The sequence below is a fragment of the Rhodococcus (subgen. Prescottella) equi genome (assembly GCF_003013675.1).
In the GTDB taxonomy this organism is placed as follows: Bacteria; Actinomycetota; Actinomycetes; order Mycobacteriales; family Mycobacteriaceae; genus Prescottella; species Prescottella equi.
Map to the genome: position 1 here is coordinate 4,275,379 of NZ_CP027793.1, position 21,121 is coordinate 4,296,499.

Here is a 21,121-nt window from a genome sequence, read left to right on the forward strand (position 1 = left end):
TGTTCTCTCCTTCGTCAGCCGCACGGGGGCTGGTAGGACGCCCACGGCCCGGCCGGCTTGTTGTCGGCGCCGAACTCGACGAGCACCAGGCCGCACAGGCTGTCGGGGGCGAGGTGGTCGTCGGGGCCGTACGACAGCGTCAGGCCCTCCTGGCCGAACGTCGCTGGCACGTCGGAGACCTGCTGCAGCGCATCGCGGACCTTGGTCCGGTCGGTGTGGTCGCCGGCGATCTCGAACGCGCGCTCGAGCATCATCACGGCGTCGTAGGCCTGCGCGTCGTACGCGGTGAGCTGGTAGTCGGCGCCCTTGACCGCGCGGATCTTCTCGGTCAGCTCGGCGGTGCGCGGATTGTTCGCGCTGAGGCTGCCCATGTAGACCATGCCGGTGAGCGCGCCCGGGTCGGCCAGCGCCCACGACTTGGGCTGGTTGCCGATCGAGGCGAGCGAGAAGCGTTGCGCGTCCGGGTAGATCTTGGCGAGCGTGTTGTGGGCGAGGATCTCGAAGTGGCCACCGATGCTGGCGACGAGGATCGCGTCGGGCTCGGTGCCGGTGACCCGGGAGGCCTGCGCGGTGAGGTCCGCGGCGTCGACGGGCGCCTTCTCGACGGCGGTGACGGTGGCGCACTTCTCGAGCGCGGGCCGCAGCGTCTTGATGATGCCGTCGATCGAGGCGCTCGCGTCGCCGAGGATGCCGAGTGTCTTGTAGCCCATCTGCTCGAACGCGCCGCAGTACACCTCGGCGTACTGCTTGAGGGAGTTCGGGATCATGAACGAGTAGCCGTTGTCCGGCTTGTTCGCGAAGGCGTCGGACAGCACGACGGGTGCGATGGCCGGGATCTCGGACTGTTGCAGCACCGACTTGGCCTGGATCACCGAACCGGACCCGGTGGCGAGCAGGACCGCGCTCGCGCCGTGGTCGACGAGCTTGCGGATGATCGACGGCGTCTTGGTGGGACTGGACTCGTCGTTCTCGACGACCAGGCGCACCGGCTTGCCGTTGATCCCGCCGTCGGCGTTGACGAGGTCGACCGCGAGCCGGATCGTGCTGCCGGCGATGGTGCTGTACGACGCGCCGGGCCCCGTCGAGTCCTCGTCGAGGCCGATCACGATCTCGTCCGGCGACATCTCCCCCGCGGATCCGCATCCCGCGACGCCGAAAGCTCCCACGGCGGCGGCCACCGCCGCAGCGACGACCCTTCCGATTCTCACAACCGACTCCCGTCTGACGCCGACCTTCAAGCGTTTGGTCAATCAAGCAATTGCTTGATTGACAATTGGCGACAGGAGTATGCCCCGCGTCACACCGCGAAGTCAACGCCGAGGACCGACGACGAGAGGGAACTTCAGTTGCCGCGCAGCAGGCGCAGTTCGCGGATCGCTTCCTTGAGCTCGCGGACGTCGCGCCGCAGATCGTCGAATTCCGAGTCGTCCGCCCCGGGAAGCTCGACGGCAGCGGCCCGGTCGGCGATCTCGGACCGGCGCACGGGCCCGGGCGCAGCCTTGGCGGATGCCGATCCCACCGGCCCGCCCGCCGCGAAACCGTCGAGGAACACCGCGATCAGGTCGTGCCGCAGGCGCTCGGCGTCCTGGGCCAGTGAGGCCCGGTTGAATCGCACCGTCGACCAGACGGATTCCCGGAGCATGCGATGGAAGTGCTGCTGGTCGATGTCGACACGGAACTCGCCCGACCGGACGCCGCGCGAGATCGCGTCGGCCCAGTAGTCGTGGGCCCGGCGGACCGCCACGGAGATCGGACTGTCCTCCGGCTGCGACGACAGCGCGCTCTCGTTCTGATAGATCTCGGTGGCGAAGGGATGGTCCGCCGCGGTCTCGAACGAGACGGCCACCATGTGATCGATTCGCTCCCTGCCGGTTTCACCCGGGACCTGAGCGGCCTCGTAACGCTCGTTGAGGTCGTCGACGAAGGCGATGACGATCTCGAAGACGATCGCGTCCTTGGAGCCGAAGTAGTGGTAGAGGCTGCCCGAGAGGATGCCGACCTCGTCGGCGATGTCCCGCACGGTGGTGCCGGCGACGCCGCGCTCGCTGAACAGCTTGGCCGCATGAAATAGAATTTCTTCTCGCCGGGTCGATGCCACCTGACGACTCCCCCCAGGAACGGTGATGCAGTGTCGATCGATCCCGATCGAACGCTTGCTTGATGCCCGTCAATGCTACACGGCGCCGCCGGCCTGCCCGGTAGATCCGACCTGCGGTGCTAGCGTTTCCTTACCGTGGGGTAACCGAGGGGCGGGGGCAGCGCGATGGCACGAACCGGGACGAGAGAGGCGCTCGAGGAGCGCCTGGAGGGCCGTCGCGTCCTGGTCACCGGCGCGGCCCGCGGGATCGGCGCATCCCTCGCCCGGCGCCTGTATGCGCGCGGTGCCCGGGTCGCGCTACTCGGACTCGAACGCGAACTGCTCGAACAGGTCGCGACGATGTGCGGCGGCGCTCCGTGGCGGGTGTGCGACGTCCGCGACGGCGAGGCGGTGCAGCGGGCCGTCGACGCCCTCGCCGACGACCTCGGCGGGCTGGACGTCGTGGTGGCCAATGCCGGTGTGGCGGCGCAACTTCCCCTGCTCGGCGGCGACCCCGACGTCATGACGCGCACCGTCGAGGTGAACCTGCTCGGGACGTACCACACGGTGCGCGCGGCGGGGCCGCTCGTCGCGCACCCCGGCGGGTACGTGCTGCTGGTCGCGTCGGCCGCGGCGGGAGTGCAGCTGCCGCTCATGGGCGCGTACGCCGCCAGCAAGGCCGCGGTGGAGGCGCTCGGCAACACGTTGCGCCTCGAGACGAAGCACCTCGGGTTGCGGGTGGGTGTCGCATACCTCGCCGAGGTCGACACCGACATGACCGCGATCGGATTCGGAACCGAGGCCGCCGCCCAGATCAAGGGGCTCGGACCGTTCACCCGGGTCGCCCCACGCTCGGTGGGGGTGGACGCATTCGAGCGAGGCATCGCCACGCGCGCCCGGCGGATCTACGCGCCCCGCTGGGTGGCGCCGACGATGCGCCTGCGCATGCTCGTGCAGCGGGCGGTCGAGCTGCGCCCGCAACCGCGGATGGCCGCGGCCCTCGACGCCGCCCGGGCCGAGCACGCCCGACTCACCACGCCACTGCCGGACCGACCCGGGGAGACCGAGTGACCGCACACGACGAGAAGACCGGCAACCACACGGCGCCGCGCGTCCGGCCGGGACGTTTCAAGGAACTCGGGCCGGTGAACTGGGCCGGGTGGCGGGTACTTTCCCTCGGCTCCCGCACGCGCGACGCCAAGCTGTTCAGCACCCTCGGCCGCACCGGAGGGCTGTTCCGCGGCTGGTTGCACTACTCGGGCGTCCTGATGCTGCTGCCCGGCACCAAGCTGTCCCGGTTCGAGATCGAACTCGTGGTGTTGCGGGTCGCCCACCTGCGCGGATCCCGCTACGAATGGCAGCACCACGTGCGGCTCGGCCGGCGTGCCGGCGTCACCCCGCAGATCCTCGACCGCGTCCTCGCCGGCCCCACCGACCCCGACTGGTCGCCGCGGTTCCGGGCGATGCTGGCGGCGACGGACCAGATGGTCGCCACCAAGAACGTCGACGACGCGACGTGGGCCACGCTCGCCGAGCACCTCGACGATCGGCGGCTCGTCGAGTTCTGTCTCCTGGTGACGCAGTACGACGGTTTGGCCACCACCATCGACACCCTGCGAATCCAGCCCGACTTCTGATTCGCCGGCGGTGGCACACTGGTGGCGTGGATCCTGAGCAACTCCGAACCGACTTCTCCCGATTCATGATGACGTACCGGTTCGGCATCACTCAGCTGCTGACCAAGGTGAACATCCTCAAGGACGAGTTCACGCACATCAATCTCTACAGCCCCATCGAGCACGTGACGTCGCGACTCAAGACGCCCGAGAGCATCATCCGCAAGGCGAACCGCATCGGCTGCCCGCTCACCCTCGACGACGTCCGCGAGCAGATCCTCGACATCGCCGGGGTCCGGATCACGTGCAGCTTCATCGCCGACACGTACCGCATCGCGGACATGATCACGAGCCAGCCGGACATCGAGGTCCGCGAGGTCGAGGACTACATCGCCAAGCCCAAGCCGAACGGCTACAAGAGCCTGCACCTGATCGTCGAGGTACCGGTGTACCTGAGCGACCGCGTGCAGCAGGTGCCGATCGAGCTCCAGATCCGCACCATCGCAATGGATTTCTGGGCCAGCCTCGAGCACAAGATCTACTACAAGTTCAATCGCGAGGTGCCGCCGGAACTGCTCGCCGAACTCACCGAGGCCGCGGAGACCGCACACCGGCTGGACATGAAGATGGAGCGGCTCAACGAGGAGTTCGCGAAACTCAAAGCGCAGGAGGGTGTCGCCGACGAGGCCCCCGCGCTCGAACTGCCGCCGCAGTTGCTCGACGCATTGCAGGTGCGCCTGTCCGAATGACGCGGCCCGCCCGCTGCTCATAGTTGTCCCGCGGTTGCAAGTCTCCGGACCGACATGTGACCATTCCGACGATGGGCGGTATTCGATTGCTGCCGTTCCCTGTTCGCCGGTAGCGTCTGCACGTTCGGCCGCGACAGTCGTCCGTGCCACCGATCCGGTAGGAACTGCATGTCCCAAGACGTCCAGGCGACCTCGCGTCCCGACGCCCCCGTACACGACAATCCCAATCACGACCGCCGCTGGCTGGTGCTGTGCATCGTCGCGCTGGCCCAGCTCACCGTCGTGCTCGACGGCACCATCGTGAGCATCGCACTGCCCGACGCCCAGAAGGAACTGGGCATCAGCAACCTGGACCGGCAGTGGGTGGTGACCGCCTACGCGCTCGCCTTCGGCGCGCTGTTGCTGCTCGGCGGCCGCATCGCCGACTTCTGGGGCCGCAAGCGCTCCTTCATGGTCGGGATGGCGGGCTTCGCGATCGCGTCGGCCGTCGGCGGCTTCGCGCAGACCGGCATGCAACTGTTCGCCGCGCGCGCCGGGCAGGGCGTGTTCGCGGCCCTGCTCGCGCCCGCCGCGCTGGCGATCCTCACCACGACGTTCGTCGGAGAGAAGGAGCGTGCCAAGGCGTTCGCGGTGTTCGGTGCGATCTCCGGCGGCGGCGCCGCGATCGGCCTGCTGCTCGGCGGCGTGCTGACGCAGTACGTCGACTGGCGCTGGTGCCTGCTGGTGAACATCCCCGTCGCGATCTTCGCGATCGCGGTGACGCTGCCGATCGTCAAGGAGACCAAGGCGCACGGCGACACCAGCTACGACCTACCGGGTACCGTGCTGGTCGCGGTCGGTCTCGGCTCGCTGGTGTACGGCTTCACCAAGGCCGAGCACGGCTGGCTCGAGACGCAGACGCTGGTGTTCATCGGCATCGGCCTGGTCGCCCTCGTCGCATTCGTGCTGGTGGAGAAGAAGTCGGCGAACCCGCTTCTGCCGCTCAGCGTTCCGTGGCACCGTGACCGCGGCGCCGCGTTCATCGGCTCGGCGCTGGTCGGCGCGGCGCTGCTCGGCGGCACGCTGTACCTGACGTTCTACCTGCAGATCGTGATGGGCCTGAGCCCGGTGATGTCGGGTGTCGGGTCGCTGCCGATGGCGTTCTTCATCGTCATCGCGTCCACCATCGCGGCGCAGCTCACCACCCACATCGGCCCCAAGCCGCTCATGGTCGTCGGACCGATCTTCGCGGCCGTCGGGCTGTTCCTGCTCACCCAGATCGGCGTGGACACGTCCTACTGGACGCACGTGTTCCCGGGCCTGGCGATCTTCGGTTTCGGCCTGGGTCTGCTGATGGTGCCGATGCAGAACCTCGCGCTGCTCGGCGTCCCCAACCACGACGCCGGCGCCGCCAGCGCACTGGCCAACGCGACGCTGCAGGTCGGCGGCGCGCTCGGCACAGCCCTGTTCACCACGGTGTACGCGTCGGCCAAGAGCGCGTTCCAGGCCGACAACCCGGCGCCCACTCCCCCGCCCGGCTTCCCGGCCGACGCGATCCCCACCGACCTCGCCAACGCGACGCCGCCCACGGCCGAGCAGATCGCGGCCATGCCCGCGCCCGCGCAGGACTTCGTCGGCAAGATCATGGACTGGGTGTTCGGCACCGAGGTGTCCGGCTACGCGCACGCGTTCGGCTGGGCCGGTGCGCTCATCCTCGTCATCAGCCCGCTGGTGATCGTCCTGGTCCGCGCCAAGAAGGGCGATCTGCCCACCGAAGGCGCCGTCGGGATGCACTGACCGTTCCTCCCCCATTCCCCCTCGGGAAGCTGAAGGGTCCGTTCGTGCGCTGCCGGCGCATGAACGGACCCTTCAGCTGCTACCGGGGCCGTCAGAGCGCGGCCCGCAGCACGTCCTCGAGCGGGGTGGACGGCCGCCCGATGAGCCGCTGCAGGTCGCCGCTGGTGACGTCGAGGACGCCGGTCGCGACACCGGCGTCGGCGTCGGCGAGGACTGCGGCGACGGCCGCGGGCAGGCCGACGGACTCGAGGACGCCCTGGTACTCCGCGACCGGCAGGTTCCGGTACTCGACGGGCTTGCCGGTGACGTTCGAGATGGCCTGGGCCAGTTCGGGGTACGACACGTGCTCGTCGCCGCCCAGCTCGTACACCTTGCCGGCCTGGTTCTCGTCGGAGGTCAGCACGGCGGCCGCGGCCTCGGCGTAGTCGGCACGGGCCGCACCCGCGACCCGGCCGTCGCCGGCGCTGCCGACCAGGACGCCGCGCTCGGCGGTGCCGGCCAGGTCGTTGGTGTAGTTCTCCCAGTACCAGCCGTTGCGCAGCAGCGCGTGGTCGATGCCGGACTCGGCGAGCAGCCGCTCGGTCACCTGATGCTCCTGCGCGAGCCGGAGCGTGTTGTTGGGCGCGTCCGGGATGGACGTGTACGCGACGAAGCCGACGCCCGCGGCCTTCGCGGCGTCGATGATGTTGGTGTGCTGCGGCACCCGCGCACCCACCTCGCTGCCGGAGATCAGCAGCAACTTGTCGACCCCGGCGAGGGCGGTTTCGAGCGCGGCGCGGTCGGCGTAGTCGGCGGTGCGCACCTGGACGCCCTGGGCCGCGAGGTCGGCGGCCTTCTCCGGGTTGCGGACGACGGCGACGACGTCGGATGCGGGGACACCGCGCCGCAGCAGGGCGTCGACGGCGAGGCGGCCGAGGTGTCCGGTGGCACCGGTGACGGCGATGGTCATGAGAACTCCCAAGGTTGAACCTTCAATGCTTCGTTCGCCCTCCATCATGCACTTCTTTTTCGTAAGTGCAACCGTTTACGTCAGCACTATGTGATTCGCGGGTAGTAATCTGGAGTACGTGAGCAGCCCGGACCAGCACTTCGACGACCCGACTCTCGAGGCCGACGTCTTCGCGCGCGACTGCCATTCGCGGGGCGCGCTGCTCAACGTCACCGGACGCTGGGGCACGCTCGCCCTGGCCGCACTCGCCGAGGGCCCGTACCGATTCGGCGCGCTGCGCCGCCGGGTGGACGGGGTGAGCGAGCGGATGCTGGCGCAGACGTTGCAGCAACTCGAGCGCGACGGCCTGGTGCACCGCGAGGTCCGCGAGACGATCCCGCCGAACGTCGAGTACAGCCTCACCCCACTCGGCGAGGAGATCGCCGAGCGTCTCACCGGCCTGATCGATCTGCTCGAATCGCACATGCCGGACATCTATGCGGCCCAGAATCGGTACGACGCACGCTGACCGAGACGACGACGGGGGTGGCCATGCCGAGCCTGACCAGCAGGGCCATGCCGTTGGCCATCGCAGTGCTGGGGCGCCGCCGTCCGAGCGCCGACGACATCCGCCGGGAGATCGCGGCGCTGCAGGCCCGGCCGAAGCCGTTCGCGCCGCCGTCGTCGCTGGGGCGCACCCTCGACGTCACCGCGTCCACCTCGGCGGCGGGGTGGCCGGTGTTCACCGTGACCCCGCGCGGGATGGCGCCGTCGGCGCGCGTGCTGTACCTCCACGGCGGCGCCTACATCCGGGAGATCACCCGCCACCACTGGAAACTGGTGGCGCAGTTGGCGTCCGCGGGCGCGTCGGTGACGGTGCCGATCTACCCGGTGGCGCCGCGCGGGACGGCCTCGCACGTGGTTCCGGCGTCGGCCGACCTCGCCGAAGGTTTGGCGAAGCACGACGAGCCGCTGGTGATCGCGGGTGATTCGGCGGGCGGCGGGCTCGCGCTCGCGGTGGCCTTGGCGCTGCGCGATCGCGGCACCGCCGCCCCCGCCCACACCGCGCTGATCTCGCCGTGGCTGGACGCGACCGGGGAGCACCCGGAGATCCGCGAGATCGCCCCGCGCGATCCGTGGCTGCACCCGGACAGCCTCACGGTGGCCGCCGACGCCTACCGCGGCGAACTCGATCGGGAGCACCCGTGGGTGAGCCCACTGAACGGCGATCTCACCGGTCTCGGCCCGATGACGCTGTTCACCGGCACCCGCGACATCCTCAACGTCGACGCCCGCCGCTTCCGGCCACTGGCGTCCGAGGCCCGGGTGTCACTCGACTTCCACGAGGCGCGGGAGATGATCCACGTCTACCCGCTGCTCCCGATCCCGGAGGGCAAGAAAGCCCGCACAATTCTGTGCGGGCTTCTCGCGGACTAGCTCTTCGGGCGGCGGACCGTCAGAAGTTGATCATGTGGCCGGCGAGGCCGTGGATGGCCTCCTGCAGCGCCTCGCTGAGCGTGGGGTGCGTGTGCACGTTGCGGGCCAGCTCGTTGACCGTGAGGTCCCACTTCTGGGCCAGGGTCAGCTCGGGCAGCAGCTCCGAGACGTCGGGGCCGATGAGGTGGCCGCCGAGCAGCTCGCCGTACTTCTTGTCGGCGATGAGCTTGACGAAGCCGTTGGGGTCGTTCAGGCCGTGAGCCTTGCCGTTCGCGGTGAACGGGAAGGTGGCGACCTTCACGTCGTAGCCCTCGGCCTTGGCCTGCGCCTCGGTGAGACCGAAGCTGGCGACCTGCGGCTGGCAGAACGTGGCGCGCGGCATCATCCGGTAGTCGCCCAGCTCCATCGTCTCGGCGCCCCCGATGGTCTCGGCGGCGACGACGCCCTGAGCCTCGGCGACGTGCGCGAGCTGCAGCTTGGCGGTGACGTCACCGATGGCGTAGATGCCGTCGACGTTGGTGCGCATGCGCTCGTCGATCGCGATGGCGCCGCGGTCGGTGAGGGCGACGCCGGTGTTCTCGAGGCCGTAGCCCTCGACGCGGGGCGCGAAGCCGACGGACTGCATGACCTTGTCGACGGTGACCGTCTCGATCTCGCCGGACTTGTTGTCCTTGATGGAGACGGTGACGTCGGAGCCGTTGTCGACGATCGACTGGACGGCCGCACCGGTCTTGATCTTGACGCCGAGCTTCTTGTAGTGCTTGGCGATCTCCTTGGAGACGTCCTCGTCCTCGTTGGGCAGGGCGCGGTCCAGGAACTCGACGATGGTGACGTCGACCCCGTAGTTCGAGAGGACGTAGCCGAACTCCATGCCGATGGCGCCGGCGCCGACGATGACGATCGACTTCGGCAGGTCGCGGGTGAGGATCTGCTCCTCGTAGGTGACGACGTTGTCGCTGAGCGAGGTGCCCGGCAGCAGCTTGGTCACCGAACCGGTGGCGATGATGACGTTGTCGAAGGTGACCGTCTCGGTGCCGCCCGAGCTGAGAGCGACCGAGATGGTCTTGGCATCGACGAACGTGCCGCGACCGTCGAACTCGTCGATCTTGTTCTTCTTCATCAGGAAGTGCACGCCCTTGACGCGGCCGTCCGCGACCTTGCGGCTGCGGTCGAACGCTGCGCCGAAGTCGAAGGACACGTCTCCCGACATGCCGAACGCCTTCGCCTCCTTGTGGAAGATGTGCGCCAGTTCGGCATTGCGCAGAAGTGCCTTGGAGGGGATGCAGCCCACGTTCAGGCAGACACCACCCCAGTACTTCTCTTCGATGATGGCGGTCTTGAGGCCCAGCTGTGCCGCGCGGATAGCAGCGACGTACCCACCGGGACCGGCTCCGAGGACAACGACGTCATAGTGTGAGGTCACGAGGCCCTAGCGTAGCCCCGCCTCGATCGGCTGTCCCGGGTTGGTGCTTACTCGCGAGTAAGGTCACGGAACGCGGCCATGACCCCGAACACACCTGCGACCCCAGCCGCCGGTGGCGACTGGGGTCGGAGGTGCGAATGCGTCAGCTGAACGAGATGGCGCTCCCGAGGTCACCGACGGTGCTACCGCCGAAGACGCTTCCCCGGCTGAGGCTGAGGAAGATGTCGAGCAGACCCGACATGGAGCCCGTGACCGCCCCGGAGAACGAACCGAGGTCGATGGCGTCCAGATTCATGGCAATCGCCTTTCTTGCTGCGCTGGGTGATTCGGATCAGGAGAGCTCGGTGACCGAACCGAGGTTCACGATGTTGCCGATGATGAGCTGGATGAGGCCCAGGAGATCCGCGTTCATTGTTACTCCTACTTTCGTGGTGGTGGGTACTGTTCGTGATTGCTGCGTGATTTCTCACGCAGCGGGTCTGGAAGTTCGCCGGCCAGGGGACCCCGCTACCCCGGATTCGTCTACTCCCTGCTCATCCCGCCCGTTCGGCACCAGCTGCGGCGTGACCGTGGTGTGCCATCCGCCTGCCTCCCGGTCGGGAAGACGATCGGGTTTATTCGACCGTGATCGAAAGATAATCTAGGTATCGTCGTCCTGTACGCGTTTTCGTTACACCAACTGGGCAACTGTCCAGGTTGCCGGGAAATTCACCCGCCCCCTCACCCCTCGGACGCCGGGCGGCGACGCGACTCGGCCGACACAGGCCGCTCGTTCCGCTCCGGCGGCAAGCGACTCTCGCCCATCAGTTCGAGATGGGGAAGGGGCCAGGCACCAGTCTCGGCGATGACCGTCTCAGGTCGTGCCGGTCGCATAGTTACGAAGAACCGCAACCGGTTCCGGTCGGTAGGCGACTGGACGTCAGGAAATACAGGCGCATGAGCAGCGCCCGATGTGAACCCGCCGGGGATGTCTGATCGATCCTCGTCAGGCACGGCCCGTTTGCGCCCCCACACTGAACGCGGAAAAGCGGGTGCTGAGCCAACATCGGGGTTAGCTGCGCCGTGATGAGGCGCGGCGGCATCTGGTCGAGGCTGGAGATGGTCCGATCCGAAGGCTCGAGATCCGCGCCTGAAACAACTGCCGCAGCCACATTTGATTACGCCTGGATCGCGAGCCGGTCAGATCCGCACTCCGACCCTGCAGGGCGATGATCCCATGGCGCTCGGCGGACCACCCTCTCGACCGACGCCCGCTGAACCTGCTGGACACCAGAAGATGACCACCAATTCTGTCGTGCATTCGGCTTCATCCAGCTGAGAAGGTGCGGACGCGAACCGATCTCGCATCCGCACCTTCTATCGCGCTAGGTCAGGAATGAAGGATGCCTGCGCCACTGTTCAGGACTGGGAACGCCCCGGCGGACGGGAACTGGACGTCGGTCGGTACGCAGCTGGTGCCTGCTGTCACCGTTCCGGCGAAGGGAACCGAGACATTCGAGTCGAAAGCGTAGAAGTTCCCCGCACGGAACCCGTACTTCCCCTCGTTCTGGGTCGCCGCGGTGCCGTTTCCTCCGTTGCCAGTGGAGAGCTTGGGAGCGACCGTCGACGTCTGGATGACGGTCAAGGTCGGCGGGGTGTAGCTACCACCAGCGGTGACCGAAGGGATGGAGATCTCGATGATGGCGTTCCCCGTCGGGGAGCTCGTCGTCTTGGTTGCGGTTGCGGTGCCGGTGTAGCCCGATCCGCCCGACAGCGAGTGCGACACGTACGTGCTGCCGTCGATCTGGACTCGAATCTTGATGTTCGTGAGCGAGGTCACCGTGTAGGTGGGACGCCCGGGAACAGTCGTGGGGACCGACTGCGCACCAACGGCGACGGCGAACGACTGGTTGGAACCTGATGTTCCGTGGGTGACTGTCGTCGAGAACGGCTGAGCCTGGTCCTGCGCCTGCGTAATCCCGAGGACGGTCGCGCTTCCGTAGCAGGACATGGAGAAGTTGGTAGTGGTCGATCCGATGGTCGCCGACGCCGCAGGGGCGACGCTCAGAGCGATTCCGGCGGACGCCGCCACGGCGCAGAGTGCGATAGGCAGCTTCCGGTTGATCTTGGACATGCGATCTCCTTCGTTCTGGGTTGGTGATCGATCCTTGATGTCGCCGACTTCCGGAGGGTCAAACTTCTGGTCGCCTTCGGCTGAGTCAGCGATTCCTCCACTCGAGGTTGGGTGTTCGGTCGATCATTGACTGGGTCACGGATTCGACCAAAACTGTTCTTCGAGAAACTGTTTCGTGATCTCCAGGTGGAGTGCGACAGACGCTAGACGCCTGGAGCCCACTAACCCAGCGATCGTTTCGAAAATGACAAGGATTCACGCCGTACGCGTCGCAGACGAGAGTTCGTCTACACCGAACCCGCAGGTATGACAGATCGTCCACCCCTCGACGGCCGGATCGGATGGTCACGGAAACAGCGCACACCGCTACCACCCATCACGGATCGTCATCGGCGACAGCGCGGCGATCTCACACACGTCACGGTGTGGTCCTTCGCCCATACCGGTCGGAAGGATCGTTGGTCATCGACCCCGAGCACACCTTGAACCACTCGTCCGTCTCTGCTCAGCGAGCCCGGAGCTGTCCGCGCAGGTTCGATCAGAAAGACAAGCCCCCCATGGAATCCGGCCGCTGAGGCATTCCTCGGGCCGCCTCCTCCGAGCAATCCCCTTCCCACCTGGCCAAACGCAAACAGGCGGTCCGGTACGCGCCTGGAACGTCGTCAGCTGAGATCGCTCCGCAGAGAATGATCGGACGTCCTACGAGACGGCAAATCTGATCAAACACCCGAACACATCGGCACGGTCGGCTTACCGTATGCGCCATGGGGAGAACACCAGGTGTCTCGTCGTCGCACGGAGAGCCACTGAACGCAGTGGATCGCTTCTTGATCGATGCCCTCGTGCAGAACGGCCGCGTCTCCTTCACCACCCTCGCGGCCCAGGTCGGCGTCTCGGGCACCACTGTGTGCCGGCGTCTCGCGGCACTCGAACGGCGCGGGGTGATCCGCGGCTACACCGTGGTGGTCGATCCCGGGACTCTCGGCGAGCCCACCACGGCCCTGTTCAGCATCAAACCGCGGGGGCAGGCACCGGCGAGACGATCGATTGCCGACCGGCTGCGCCGCCTACCGCAGATCACCGCGAGTTTCACCATGTCGGGCGATCGTCCGAACATTGCGGTCGGCCGGTTTACCAGCCCGGAGAAGGCAGAGTCCCTCGCCGCCCGGCTCCGGGACGACCTGAGTGCCCGGGTGAACATCGACTTCGTCCTCAAGACGAGGTTCGGCGACGCCGTCTGGTCACCCGATTCGACGACCGCTCCGGCGCTGCGCGACACCGATCGGACCTTGATCGACCTACTCATGATGGACGGGCGCGCGTCGCTGGACTCCCTCGCCAAGAAGACGCACCTCTCCAAGTCCACGGTGCACAAACGCCTCCAGGTGCTCCAGGAACGCGGGGTGATCCGCGGCTACACCACGCTGGTCGATTCCGGAGCACTGGGGCTGCCCGTCACCGCCGTCTTCGCTATCAAGTCGAACGCCGCGACCGCTGTCGAACCGTCGAAGTTCGGCAAGCTGCACGGCTTCCCCGAGATCGGGGCCTGCTACACACTGTCCGGCCGCAGATCGTCCGTGGCCGTCGGCACGTATCGGGACATCGCCGCCGCCCGCACCGCGGCCGACCGGCTCAGCGAGCAACTGCACACCGTCGTGAACGTCGACTTCGTGCTCGCCACCGACTTCGATCGGCACCAGTGGCCCCGACACCGCGGCGGCGGGCAACAATGTCCCTATGACGAAGCACCCGGTGACCTCCAGCCCGTCCGATGATCCCCACCTCTGGCTCGAGGACGTCACCGGCGACGACGCCCTCGCCTGGGTCCGCGAGCACAACGACAAGACCGTGGCCGACTTCGCCGACACCACCGCGTTCGAGCAGTTGGAGTCGAAGGTTCGCGCGATCCTCGACACCGACGCGCGCATCCCCTACTCGCGCCGCCGCGGGAAGTACCTCTACAACTTCTGGCGCGACGCCGACCATGTGCGCGGGCTGTGGCGGCGGACCACGATGGACCAGTTCCGGCGCGACACCCCCGAATGGGAGATCCTCGTCGACGTCGACGAGCTCGCCGACCGCGAGGGTGAGAACTGGGTGTGGTCGGGCGCGCAGGTGCTGCGCCCCGAGCAGAACCTGGCGCTGATCAGCCTGTCCCGCGGCGGCGCCGACGCCGTCGTGGTGCGCGAGTTCGACCTCGAATCGTTGACGTTCAAGGACGACGCCGACGGCTTCCGCATCGAGGAAGCCAAGACCGACATCGGGTGGATCGACGCCGAGAGTGTTTTCGTCGGAACCGATTTCGGCGACGGCACGCTCACCGACTCCGGCTACCCGCGACTGGCGAAGCGGTGGCGCCGGGGCACCCCGCTGGCCGACGCCGTAACCGTGTTCGAGGGTGAGCAGACCGACGTCGCGATCTCCGCATGGCACGACAGCACCCCCGGGTTCGAGCGCAGCTTCGTCGAACGGGCCGTCGACTTCTACACGTCGCAGCGCTTCCAGCTCCTCGACGACGGTTCGCTGATCCGCATCGACACCCCCGAGGACGCGCGCATCTCCGCGTACCGGGAGTGGCTGCTGGTGCGTCCGCGCTCCCCGTGGACCGTCGGCGACACCACCTACCCCGCCGGGTCGCTGCTGGCCGCGAAGCACGACGACTTCCTCACCGGCTCCTGCGAACTCACCGTGCTGTTCGAGCCCGACGAGCACACGTCGCTCGAGCAGTACTCGTGGACCCGTAACCACCTGCTGATGGTGACGCTCTCCGACGTCCAGTCCCACGTCCACGTCCTCACCCCCGGCGAGAACGGCTGGAAGACAACACCGCTGGAGGGCCTCCCGGAGCTGACGTCGACCGAGATCATCGACACCGATCCGCGCGAGAGCGACGACTTCTTCCTCAACTCCAGCGGCTACCTCACTCCGGCGACCCTGTTCTCCGGCACCGTCGGCGGACCGCTCGAGGCGCTCAAGTCGGCGCCCGCCTTCTTCGACACCGCCGGACTGGCCGTCGCCCAGCACTTCGCCGAGTCCGCCGACGGCACCCGCATCCCCTACTTCGTGGTGCGGCGCGAGGGCGCGCCCGCAGGTCCGACGTTGCTGTACGGCTACGGCGGCTTCGAGAACTCGATGACGCCCGGCTACAGCGGAATCAACGGCACCGCGTGGCTGCAGCGCGGCGGCACCTACGTGGTGGCGAACATCCGCGGCGGCGGCGAGTACGGGCCGCAGTGGCACACGCAGGCAGTGCGCGAGGGCCGGCACAAGGTCTACGAAGACTTCGCCGCGGTGGCCCGCGATCTCGTCGACCGCGGCATCACCACGCCGCAGCAGCTGGGCGCGCAGGGCGGCAGCAACGGTGGCCTGCTGATGGGCGTCATGCTCACCAAGTACCCGGAGTTGTTCGGCGCCATCGTGTGCCAGGTGCCACTGCTCGACATGAAGCGCTACCACCTGCTGCTCGCGGGCGCGTCGTGGATGGCCGAGTACGGCGACCCCGACAACCCCGACGACTGGGCGTTCATCTCCGAGTACTCGCCGTACCAGAACACCAGTGCCACAGCGGCATACCCGCCGATCCTCATCGCCACGTCCACCCGCGACGACCGCGTCCACCCCGGGCACGCCCGGAAGATGGCCGCGCGGCTCGAGGACGAAGGCCACGAGGTCCACTACTACGAGAACATCGAGGGCGGGCACGGCGGCGCCGCGGACAATGCGCAGGCCGCGTTCAAGTCGGCCCTCACCTACACGTTCCTGTGGGACAAGCTGGCCCGGTGACCGCCCGACGTCGTTTCGGCGCGGTCCCGGTTCTCGTCGCCGCCGCGCTGCTCGGCCTCGCACCCGCAGCCGGGGCGGGCGGCGTCCCGAACTCGGCTGCCCTGCAACCGGCGTCGGGCGCGCTCATCACCCGGGTCGAGAACACCACCGACCGTTGGGTCCGAGTGTTCGTGTACTCGCCCGCGATGCAGTCGGAGCAGGAGGTGCAGGTGCTGCTGCCCCGCGACACCTCCGTGCCGCGTCCGAGCCTGTACCTGCTCGACGGTCGGTCCGCCTCCCCCGGTCTGAGCACGTGGACCACGCAGGGTGACGCTGTGACGTTCTTCGAGGACAAGCCGGTGAACGTCGTCCTGACCACCGGTGGCCGCGCCGGGTACTACACCGACTGGGACCGGCCCGACCCCGTCCTCGGCATCAACAAGTGGGAGACGTTCCTGACCCGGGAGCTGCCGCCGCTGATCGACGACCGGTTCGGCGGCAACGGCATCCGCTCGATCGCGGGACTGTCGATGGGCGCACAGTCCGCGATGATGCTGGCGATGCGCTCGCCCGGCCTGTACCGCGGCGTCGCCGCCTACAGCGGGTGCTACGAATCCGCCACACCCCTCGGCCAGGCGCAGATGGCGTCGACCGTGACCATCGAGCGCGGCGGCATCGAGAACATGTGGGGCCGGTTCGACGACCCGAAGTGGGCCGAGCACGACGTCCTCCTGGGCGCCGAGAAGCTCCGCGGCACCACGCTGTACGTCTCCACGGGCACCGGTGTGCCCGGGCCGCACGAGACCCTCGACAACCCCGACCTCGTCGCGCACGTGGTGCGCGGCGGACCGGTGGAGGCCGGTGCCAACTTCTGCACCCGCCGGCTCGACGACCGCCTGCGCGCGCTCGGCATCGCGGCCACCGTCGTCTACAACCCGGTGGGTGTGCACGCGTGGACGTACTGGCGCGACGAACTGGCCAGGTCGTGGCCGACACTCGCGGCCTCCCTGGACATCTGACCCGACAAACGAAGGCGGCCCCTGCGCAGTCTGCGCGGGGGCCGCCTTTCGAAACTCGGGGTGGAGACTAGCTCAGCGAGCTCAGCGAACCGGTGTCCAGCGAGCCGGAGGCTGCGCCGCCGCCGGCGCTGCCCGAGCTGAGGCTGTTGAGCGCAGACACGAGGGACTTGACGGCATCGAGGATGGCGATGATCTCAGACGAACCCATGGGGACTCCTGCAATTGCTGTGTGGTGGTACGCCCCTGATCGAAGCGCTGCGGTCAATATAACGGTGCGGATACAGGAATGCACCGGATTGACGCATTAACACGGGATGAAAATCGAGGGTGAGATCAACCGAGGTCACGGATCCACTCCGCGATTCGATCGACCGTGCTGTCCGGGGTGCTTATCCACCCGTTGTGCCCCAACGGTTCGGGTTGGTGCCACACGGTCACCTCGGAACCCGACAATTTGTTCAAAAGGTTGGCCGACGCGCTGTGCGGTGCCAGTTCGTCGCCCTCGATCGAAATCGACAGCACGGGCAGTTTCAGCCGTCCGATCCGCTCCTCGTAGTCGATGTCCGCGCCTGCCGGCTCGATACGCCCGCTGCGCGCGAACCGCGACCAGTCCGAGATCAGCACCCGCGACTGCCGACCGAAACCGCCGACGTCCAACCGGTCCCCGGGCCAGAACCCGGCGACACTCGCCGTGATCGACATGGCCGCCGAACCCAGCAGCACGCCGGGAGAGCGGGTTCCGGGAAAACCTCGATAATACGGCGAACCGGACGCCACCAGGATCAGCCCGCCCAGCCGCCCTCGGATCCGCGCCGCGTACATCACCCCGAGTTGCCCGCCCATGCTGTGCCCCAACAGGAACGGCGTGCTGGCTTCGAACCGCTCCCGAACCACCTCGAACATCGCCGGCAGGTCCACCGACACCAGTTCCTGGTAGCCGAACGTGCTCGACGCGCTCGGCCGCGGCCGACTGTCCCCCTGCCCGCGCAGCTCGCACGTCGCCGCGCAGAAGCCGTGGTCGACAATCGAATTGGCGAACCTGTCGTAGAACGCGCCGGGGATACCGAGCCCCGGGACGATCACCACGACGGGCGCGCCCTCGGGCCCGGGAAACAGCCGGACCGGCGTCGTCGTCCCGTCGGGCATCTGGATCGGCACGGTCTCCACCACGGTTCGAGCCTATGCCCACGCCGTCCGCGAGACCCGGCATTCGGCGGCGCTGCCTACGCCGAGAGGTCACACACCACCTGTCGGCGTCACACAGCGAATGCGTGCGCACGCGGTGTGTGACGCCCACGAACGGTGTGTGAACTCGACCGCGCCGGGTTCGACGGCGGCGCCCCACACCACACCCCCGAACCGAAAGATCAGGGTGCAGATCGGGGGGAATCCCGATGGTTTCACGGCCCGCCGCGCACCAGACTCGATGTCATGACCTCCAGCGAATTGCCCCGCCCGTTCGTCCGCTCCAGCAGCCAGCGCATGCTCTCCGGCGTGTGCGGCGGCATCGCCGAGTACTTCGGCATCGACGTCAACCTCGTGCGCGTCGCCGCCGTCGTCGGCGCGTTCGTCTCGTTCGGCACCGTCGCGCTGATCTACCTCGCGGCCTGGATGATCATGCCCAGCGAGTGACCGCTGCACGGCGGCGGATGCGAAATGCGAGAAGCCCGGGACACCGTGATGGTGTCCCGGGCTTCTTCGTCTTACCTGAGCTCAGGCGTTCCGATCGTCAGATCAGAAGTCCATGCCGCCCATGCCACCGGTCGGGTCGCCCATCGGAGCAGCGGCCTTCTCCGGCTTGTCGGCGACGACAGCCTCGGTGGTCAGGAACAGAGCCGCGATGGACGCAGCGTTCTGCAGCGCCGAGCGGGTGACCTTGACCGGGTCGTTGATGCCCGCAGCGAGCAGGTCCTCGTACTCACCGGTGGCGGCGTTGAGGCCGCTGCCGGCGGGCAGGTTGCGAACCTTCTCCGCGACGACGCCGGGCTCGAGGCCCGCGTTGAACGCGATCTGCTTGAGCGGCGCCTCGAGAGCAACCTTGACGATGTTGGCACCGGTGGCCTCGTCGCCCTCGAGCTTCAGGTCGTCCAGGACCGGCGAGGACTGCAGCAGAGCCACGCCACCACCGGCGACGATGCCCTCCTCGACCGCAGCCTTGGCGTTGCGGACGGCGTCCTCGATGCGGTGCTTTCGCTCCTTGAGCTCCACCTCGGTGGCAGCGCCGGCCTTGATGACGGCAACGCCACCGGCCAGCTTGGCCAGGCGCTCCTGCAGCTTCTCACGGTCGTAGTCCGAATCCGACGCCTCGATCTCGGCGCGGATCTGGTTGACGCGACCGGCGATGGCGTCGGCGTCGCCGGCACCCTCGACGATGGTGGTCTCGTCCTTGGTGACGACGACCTTGCGGGCGCGGCCCAGCAGCTCGATGCCGGCGGTCTCGAGGGACAGGCCGACCTCTTCGCTGACGACCTCGCCACCGGTGAGGATGGCGATGTCGGCGAGCTGTGCCTTGCGGCGGTCACCGAAGCCCGGAGCCTTGACGGCGACGGACTTGAAGGTGCCACGGATCTTGTTGACGACCAGGGTCGACAGGGCCTCGCCCTCGACGTCCTCGGCGATGATCAGCAGCGGCTTGCCGGCCTGGATGACCTTCTCCAGCAGCGGCAGCAGGTCCTTGACCGTCGAGATCTTGGAGCTGACGAGCAGGATGTACGGATCCTCGAGGACCGCTTCCTGACGCTCGGCGTCGGTCGCGAAGTACAGCGAGATGTAGCCCTTGTCGAAGCGCATACCCTCGGTGAGCTCGAGCTGCAGGCCGAAGGAGTTGGACTCCTCGACGGTGATGACGCCTTCCTTGCCGACCTTGTCCATCGCCTCGGCGATGAGCTCGCCGATCGTGGAGTCGCCCGCCGAGATACCGGCGGTGGCAGCGATCTGCTCCTTGGTCTCGACCTCCTTGGCGGTGTCGAGCAGCTTGGCGGTGACGGCCTCGACGGCCTTCTCGATGCCGCGCTTCAGACCCAGCGGGTTGGCGCCGGCAGCGACGTTGCGCAGGCCCTCGCGGACGAGCGCCTGAGCCAGGACCGTAGCCGTCGTGGTGCCGTCACCAGCGACGTCGTCGGTCTTCTTGGCGACCTCCTTGACCAGCTCGGCGCCGATCTTCTCGTAGGGGTCCTCGAGCTCGATCTCCTTGGCGATGGAAACACCGTCGTTGGTGATCGTGGGGGCGCCCCACTTCTTCTCCAGCACGACGTTGCGACCCTTGGGTCCCAGCGTCACCTTGACGGCGTCAGCGAGGCTGTTCAGGCCACGCTCGAGGCCGCGACGTGCCTCTTCGTCGAACGCGATGATCTTGGCCATTGCGAAGTGATCCTCCGGATTGGGGGTGACACACGGAGGCGATCGCTCGTCGGATCGCCCCATTTACGCTTCCGGCCAGGCTCGGTGCCCGCGACGGACGACCAGGGGTGTCTAGGTACCCGGTCTCACCGTCCCGACCTGGCACTCACGTGTCGCGAGTGCCAAGTGCCTTTTTAGCACTCGTAGGGGGTGAGTGCAACGGCCGGGAGGGGCCTGCACGGTCACGAATGGGGCGCCCGATCGTTACCGACCGAGGCAGGTCTGCCCGGTCTTCAGATTCCAGGCGAACGACAGCGGACCCATGCAGTTGACGCCGCTCTGCTCGGCCGTCGCACCCGAGCCCCAGCCGGCGACCGCGAACGTCGCGAAACCGTCGTCGGCCCACGAGTGGGCGATGCCGCCACCGATCGCCAGCGCGAGCGACTGACCGTTGCCACGCGACGCGCTCAGCGCGGTGCCGTAACCGGTCGCGAGGCTGTTGGACGAGCCCAGATCCTGCGCGACCGACACGGCAGTGCCGCTGTCCATCGCCGCCGAGCGGGCCACGCCCTGCTCGAAGGCCTGCGCGCCACAGCTCGCGAACTCCGACACCTGGATGTCGTTGGGCGACATCGGGGACGTGCACACCACGGGCGCGGCCGACGCGGAACCCGCACCGATCAGCGAAATGCCCGCAGCCAGACCGATTCCCGCGACAGCGGCAACCGCCGTCCGAGTCATCCGTCGACCGAGGTTCGAGATCGCACCGAAGCGGGAAATGGTCGACATGCAGACTCCTTCACGAGCGGGAAAGCAGAGAGCTGAGCGTGCCCGGAACAGTACCCGCAGCGGACCGCGATACCCGGGATTTCGATAGCACGC

At 67.8% G+C, this 21,121-nt stretch carries 20 protein-coding genes; 10 read left to right on the forward strand and 10 right to left on the reverse strand.

All coding sequences use genetic code 11. The features are described from left to right. Positions 1–14 precede the first annotated feature (14 nt). Positions 15–1,208, reverse strand: coding sequence for an ABC transporter substrate-binding protein (locus C7H75_RS19965; protein WP_013417051.1), 1,194 nt, complete (start codon positions 1,206–1,208; stop codon positions 15–17). Between the two features lie 134 nt (positions 1,209–1,342). Continuing rightward, the gene (locus C7H75_RS19970; protein WP_005517987.1) at positions 1,343–2,098 is read right to left on the reverse strand and encodes a TetR/AcrR family transcriptional regulator; all 756 of its coding nucleotides are present in this window, start codon (positions 2,096–2,098) and stop codon (positions 1,343–1,345) included. A gap of 165 nt (positions 2,099–2,263) precedes the next feature. Between C7H75_RS19970 and C7H75_RS19975 the strand changes: the two genes are divergently transcribed. The 4 genes from C7H75_RS19975 (at position 2,264) to C7H75_RS19990 (ending at position 6,218) form a co-directional block, all read left to right on the forward strand. Next, positions 2,264–3,148, forward strand: a complete 885-nt coding sequence (locus tag C7H75_RS19975; RefSeq protein ID WP_084980038.1) for an SDR family NAD(P)-dependent oxidoreductase — start codon at positions 2,264–2,266, stop codon at positions 3,146–3,148. Continuing rightward, the gene (locus C7H75_RS19980; RefSeq protein ID WP_084846324.1) at positions 3,145–3,714 is read left to right on the forward strand and encodes a carboxymuconolactone decarboxylase family protein; all 570 of its coding nucleotides are present in this window, start codon (positions 3,145–3,147) and stop codon (positions 3,712–3,714) included. Before C7H75_RS19975 ends, C7H75_RS19980 begins: the two co-directional genes overlap by 4 nt. A gap of 26 nt (positions 3,715–3,740) precedes the next feature. Continuing rightward, positions 3,741–4,442, forward strand: coding sequence for a GTP pyrophosphokinase (locus C7H75_RS19985; RefSeq protein ID WP_005517982.1), 702 nt, complete (start codon positions 3,741–3,743; stop codon positions 4,440–4,442). A 168-nt stretch (positions 4,443–4,610) separates the two neighbouring features. Next, positions 4,611–6,218: an MFS transporter gene (locus C7H75_RS19990; RefSeq protein ID WP_106851729.1), complete on the forward strand. Its 1,608-nt coding sequence runs from the start codon at positions 4,611–4,613 to the stop codon at positions 6,216–6,218. Between the two features lie 91 nt (positions 6,219–6,309). Here C7H75_RS19990 and C7H75_RS19995 read toward each other — a convergent pair whose 3' ends face one another. Continuing rightward, positions 6,310–7,167: an SDR family oxidoreductase gene (locus tag C7H75_RS19995; protein WP_106851730.1), complete on the reverse strand. Its 858-nt coding sequence runs from the start codon at positions 7,165–7,167 to the stop codon at positions 6,310–6,312. 118 nt (positions 7,168–7,285) lie between these two features. On the opposite strand from C7H75_RS19995, the gene C7H75_RS20000 reads away from it, so the two are divergent. Both C7H75_RS20000 and C7H75_RS20005 read left to right on the forward strand, forming a co-directional pair. After that, entirely contained in the window at positions 7,286–7,675 is a 390-nt protein-coding gene (locus C7H75_RS20000; protein WP_064077257.1) for a winged helix-turn-helix transcriptional regulator, read from the forward strand. Positions 7,676–7,698: 23 nt separating this feature from the next. Beyond that, the gene (locus C7H75_RS20005) at positions 7,699–8,583 is read left to right on the forward strand and encodes an alpha/beta hydrolase fold domain-containing protein (protein ID WP_064077337.1); all 885 of its coding nucleotides are present in this window, start codon (positions 7,699–7,701) and stop codon (positions 8,581–8,583) included. A 19-nt stretch (positions 8,584–8,602) separates the two neighbouring features. Here C7H75_RS20005 and lpdA read toward each other — a convergent pair whose 3' ends face one another. The 3 genes from lpdA to C7H75_RS20015 all read right to left on the reverse strand — a co-directional run bounded on the left by lpdA (position 8,603) and on the right by C7H75_RS20015 (position 12,119). Next, positions 8,603–10,006 (reverse strand): dihydrolipoyl dehydrogenase, encoded by a 1,404-nt coding sequence (gene lpdA, locus C7H75_RS20010; protein ID WP_005517976.1) that lies wholly within the window; start codon positions 10,004–10,006, stop codon positions 8,603–8,605. A gap of 142 nt (positions 10,007–10,148) precedes the next feature. After that, positions 10,149–10,301, reverse strand: a complete 153-nt coding sequence (locus C7H75_RS25755; protein ID WP_005517973.1) for a hypothetical protein — start codon at positions 10,299–10,301, stop codon at positions 10,149–10,151. A 1,074-nt stretch (positions 10,302–11,375) separates the two neighbouring features. Beyond that, on the reverse strand, positions 11,376–12,119 hold the full coding sequence (locus C7H75_RS20015; protein ID WP_022597640.1) for a hypothetical protein: 744 nt from the start codon (positions 12,117–12,119) through the stop codon (positions 11,376–11,378). A 764-nt stretch (positions 12,120–12,883) separates the two neighbouring features. Here C7H75_RS20015 and C7H75_RS20020 point away from each other — a divergent pair. Genes C7H75_RS20020 through C7H75_RS20030 form a run of 3 tightly spaced genes read left to right on the forward strand, consistent with a single transcriptional unit; the run spans position 12,884 to position 16,900 of the window. Then, positions 12,884–13,894, forward strand: coding sequence for an Lrp/AsnC family transcriptional regulator (locus tag C7H75_RS20020; RefSeq protein WP_233281799.1), 1,011 nt, complete (start codon positions 12,884–12,886; stop codon positions 13,892–13,894). Then, positions 13,857–15,902 (forward strand): prolyl oligopeptidase family serine peptidase, encoded by a 2,046-nt coding sequence (locus C7H75_RS20025; protein WP_106851731.1) that lies wholly within the window; start codon positions 13,857–13,859, stop codon positions 15,900–15,902. Before C7H75_RS20020 ends, C7H75_RS20025 begins: the two co-directional genes overlap by 38 nt. Next, entirely contained in the window at positions 15,899–16,900 is a 1,002-nt protein-coding gene (locus tag C7H75_RS20030) for an alpha/beta hydrolase (protein ID WP_081184400.1), read from the forward strand. The genes C7H75_RS20025 and C7H75_RS20030 overlap by 4 nt, the downstream gene beginning before the upstream one ends. Positions 16,901–16,967: 67 nt before the next feature. On the opposite strand, the gene C7H75_RS25760 is transcribed toward C7H75_RS20030, so the two are convergent. Both C7H75_RS25760 and C7H75_RS20035 read right to left on the reverse strand, forming a co-directional pair. After that, complete coding sequence (locus C7H75_RS25760; RefSeq protein ID WP_005517953.1) at positions 16,968–17,108, reverse strand: hypothetical protein; 141 nt, start codon at positions 17,106–17,108, stop codon at positions 16,968–16,970. Between the two features lie 125 nt (positions 17,109–17,233). Beyond that, entirely contained in the window at positions 17,234–18,067 is an 834-nt protein-coding gene (locus C7H75_RS20035) for an alpha/beta hydrolase family protein (protein WP_081184398.1), read from the reverse strand. A gap of 264 nt (positions 18,068–18,331) precedes the next feature. Between C7H75_RS20035 and C7H75_RS20040 the strand changes: the two genes are divergently transcribed. Next, on the forward strand, positions 18,332–18,532 hold the full coding sequence (locus C7H75_RS20040; protein WP_005517949.1) for a PspC domain-containing protein: 201 nt from the start codon (positions 18,332–18,334) through the stop codon (positions 18,530–18,532). A 102-nt stretch (positions 18,533–18,634) separates the two neighbouring features. On the opposite strand, the gene groL is transcribed toward C7H75_RS20040, so the two are convergent. Together groL and C7H75_RS20050 are read right to left on the reverse strand one after the other, a co-directional pair. Then, on the reverse strand, positions 18,635–20,260 hold the full coding sequence (groL, locus tag C7H75_RS20045; protein WP_005517947.1) for a chaperonin GroEL: 1,626 nt from the start codon (positions 20,258–20,260) through the stop codon (positions 18,635–18,637). A gap of 243 nt (positions 20,261–20,503) precedes the next feature. Next, complete coding sequence (locus tag C7H75_RS20050) at positions 20,504–21,028, reverse strand: DUF6764 family protein (protein WP_013417066.1); 525 nt, start codon at positions 21,026–21,028, stop codon at positions 20,504–20,506. Positions 21,029–21,121 lie beyond the last annotated feature (93 nt).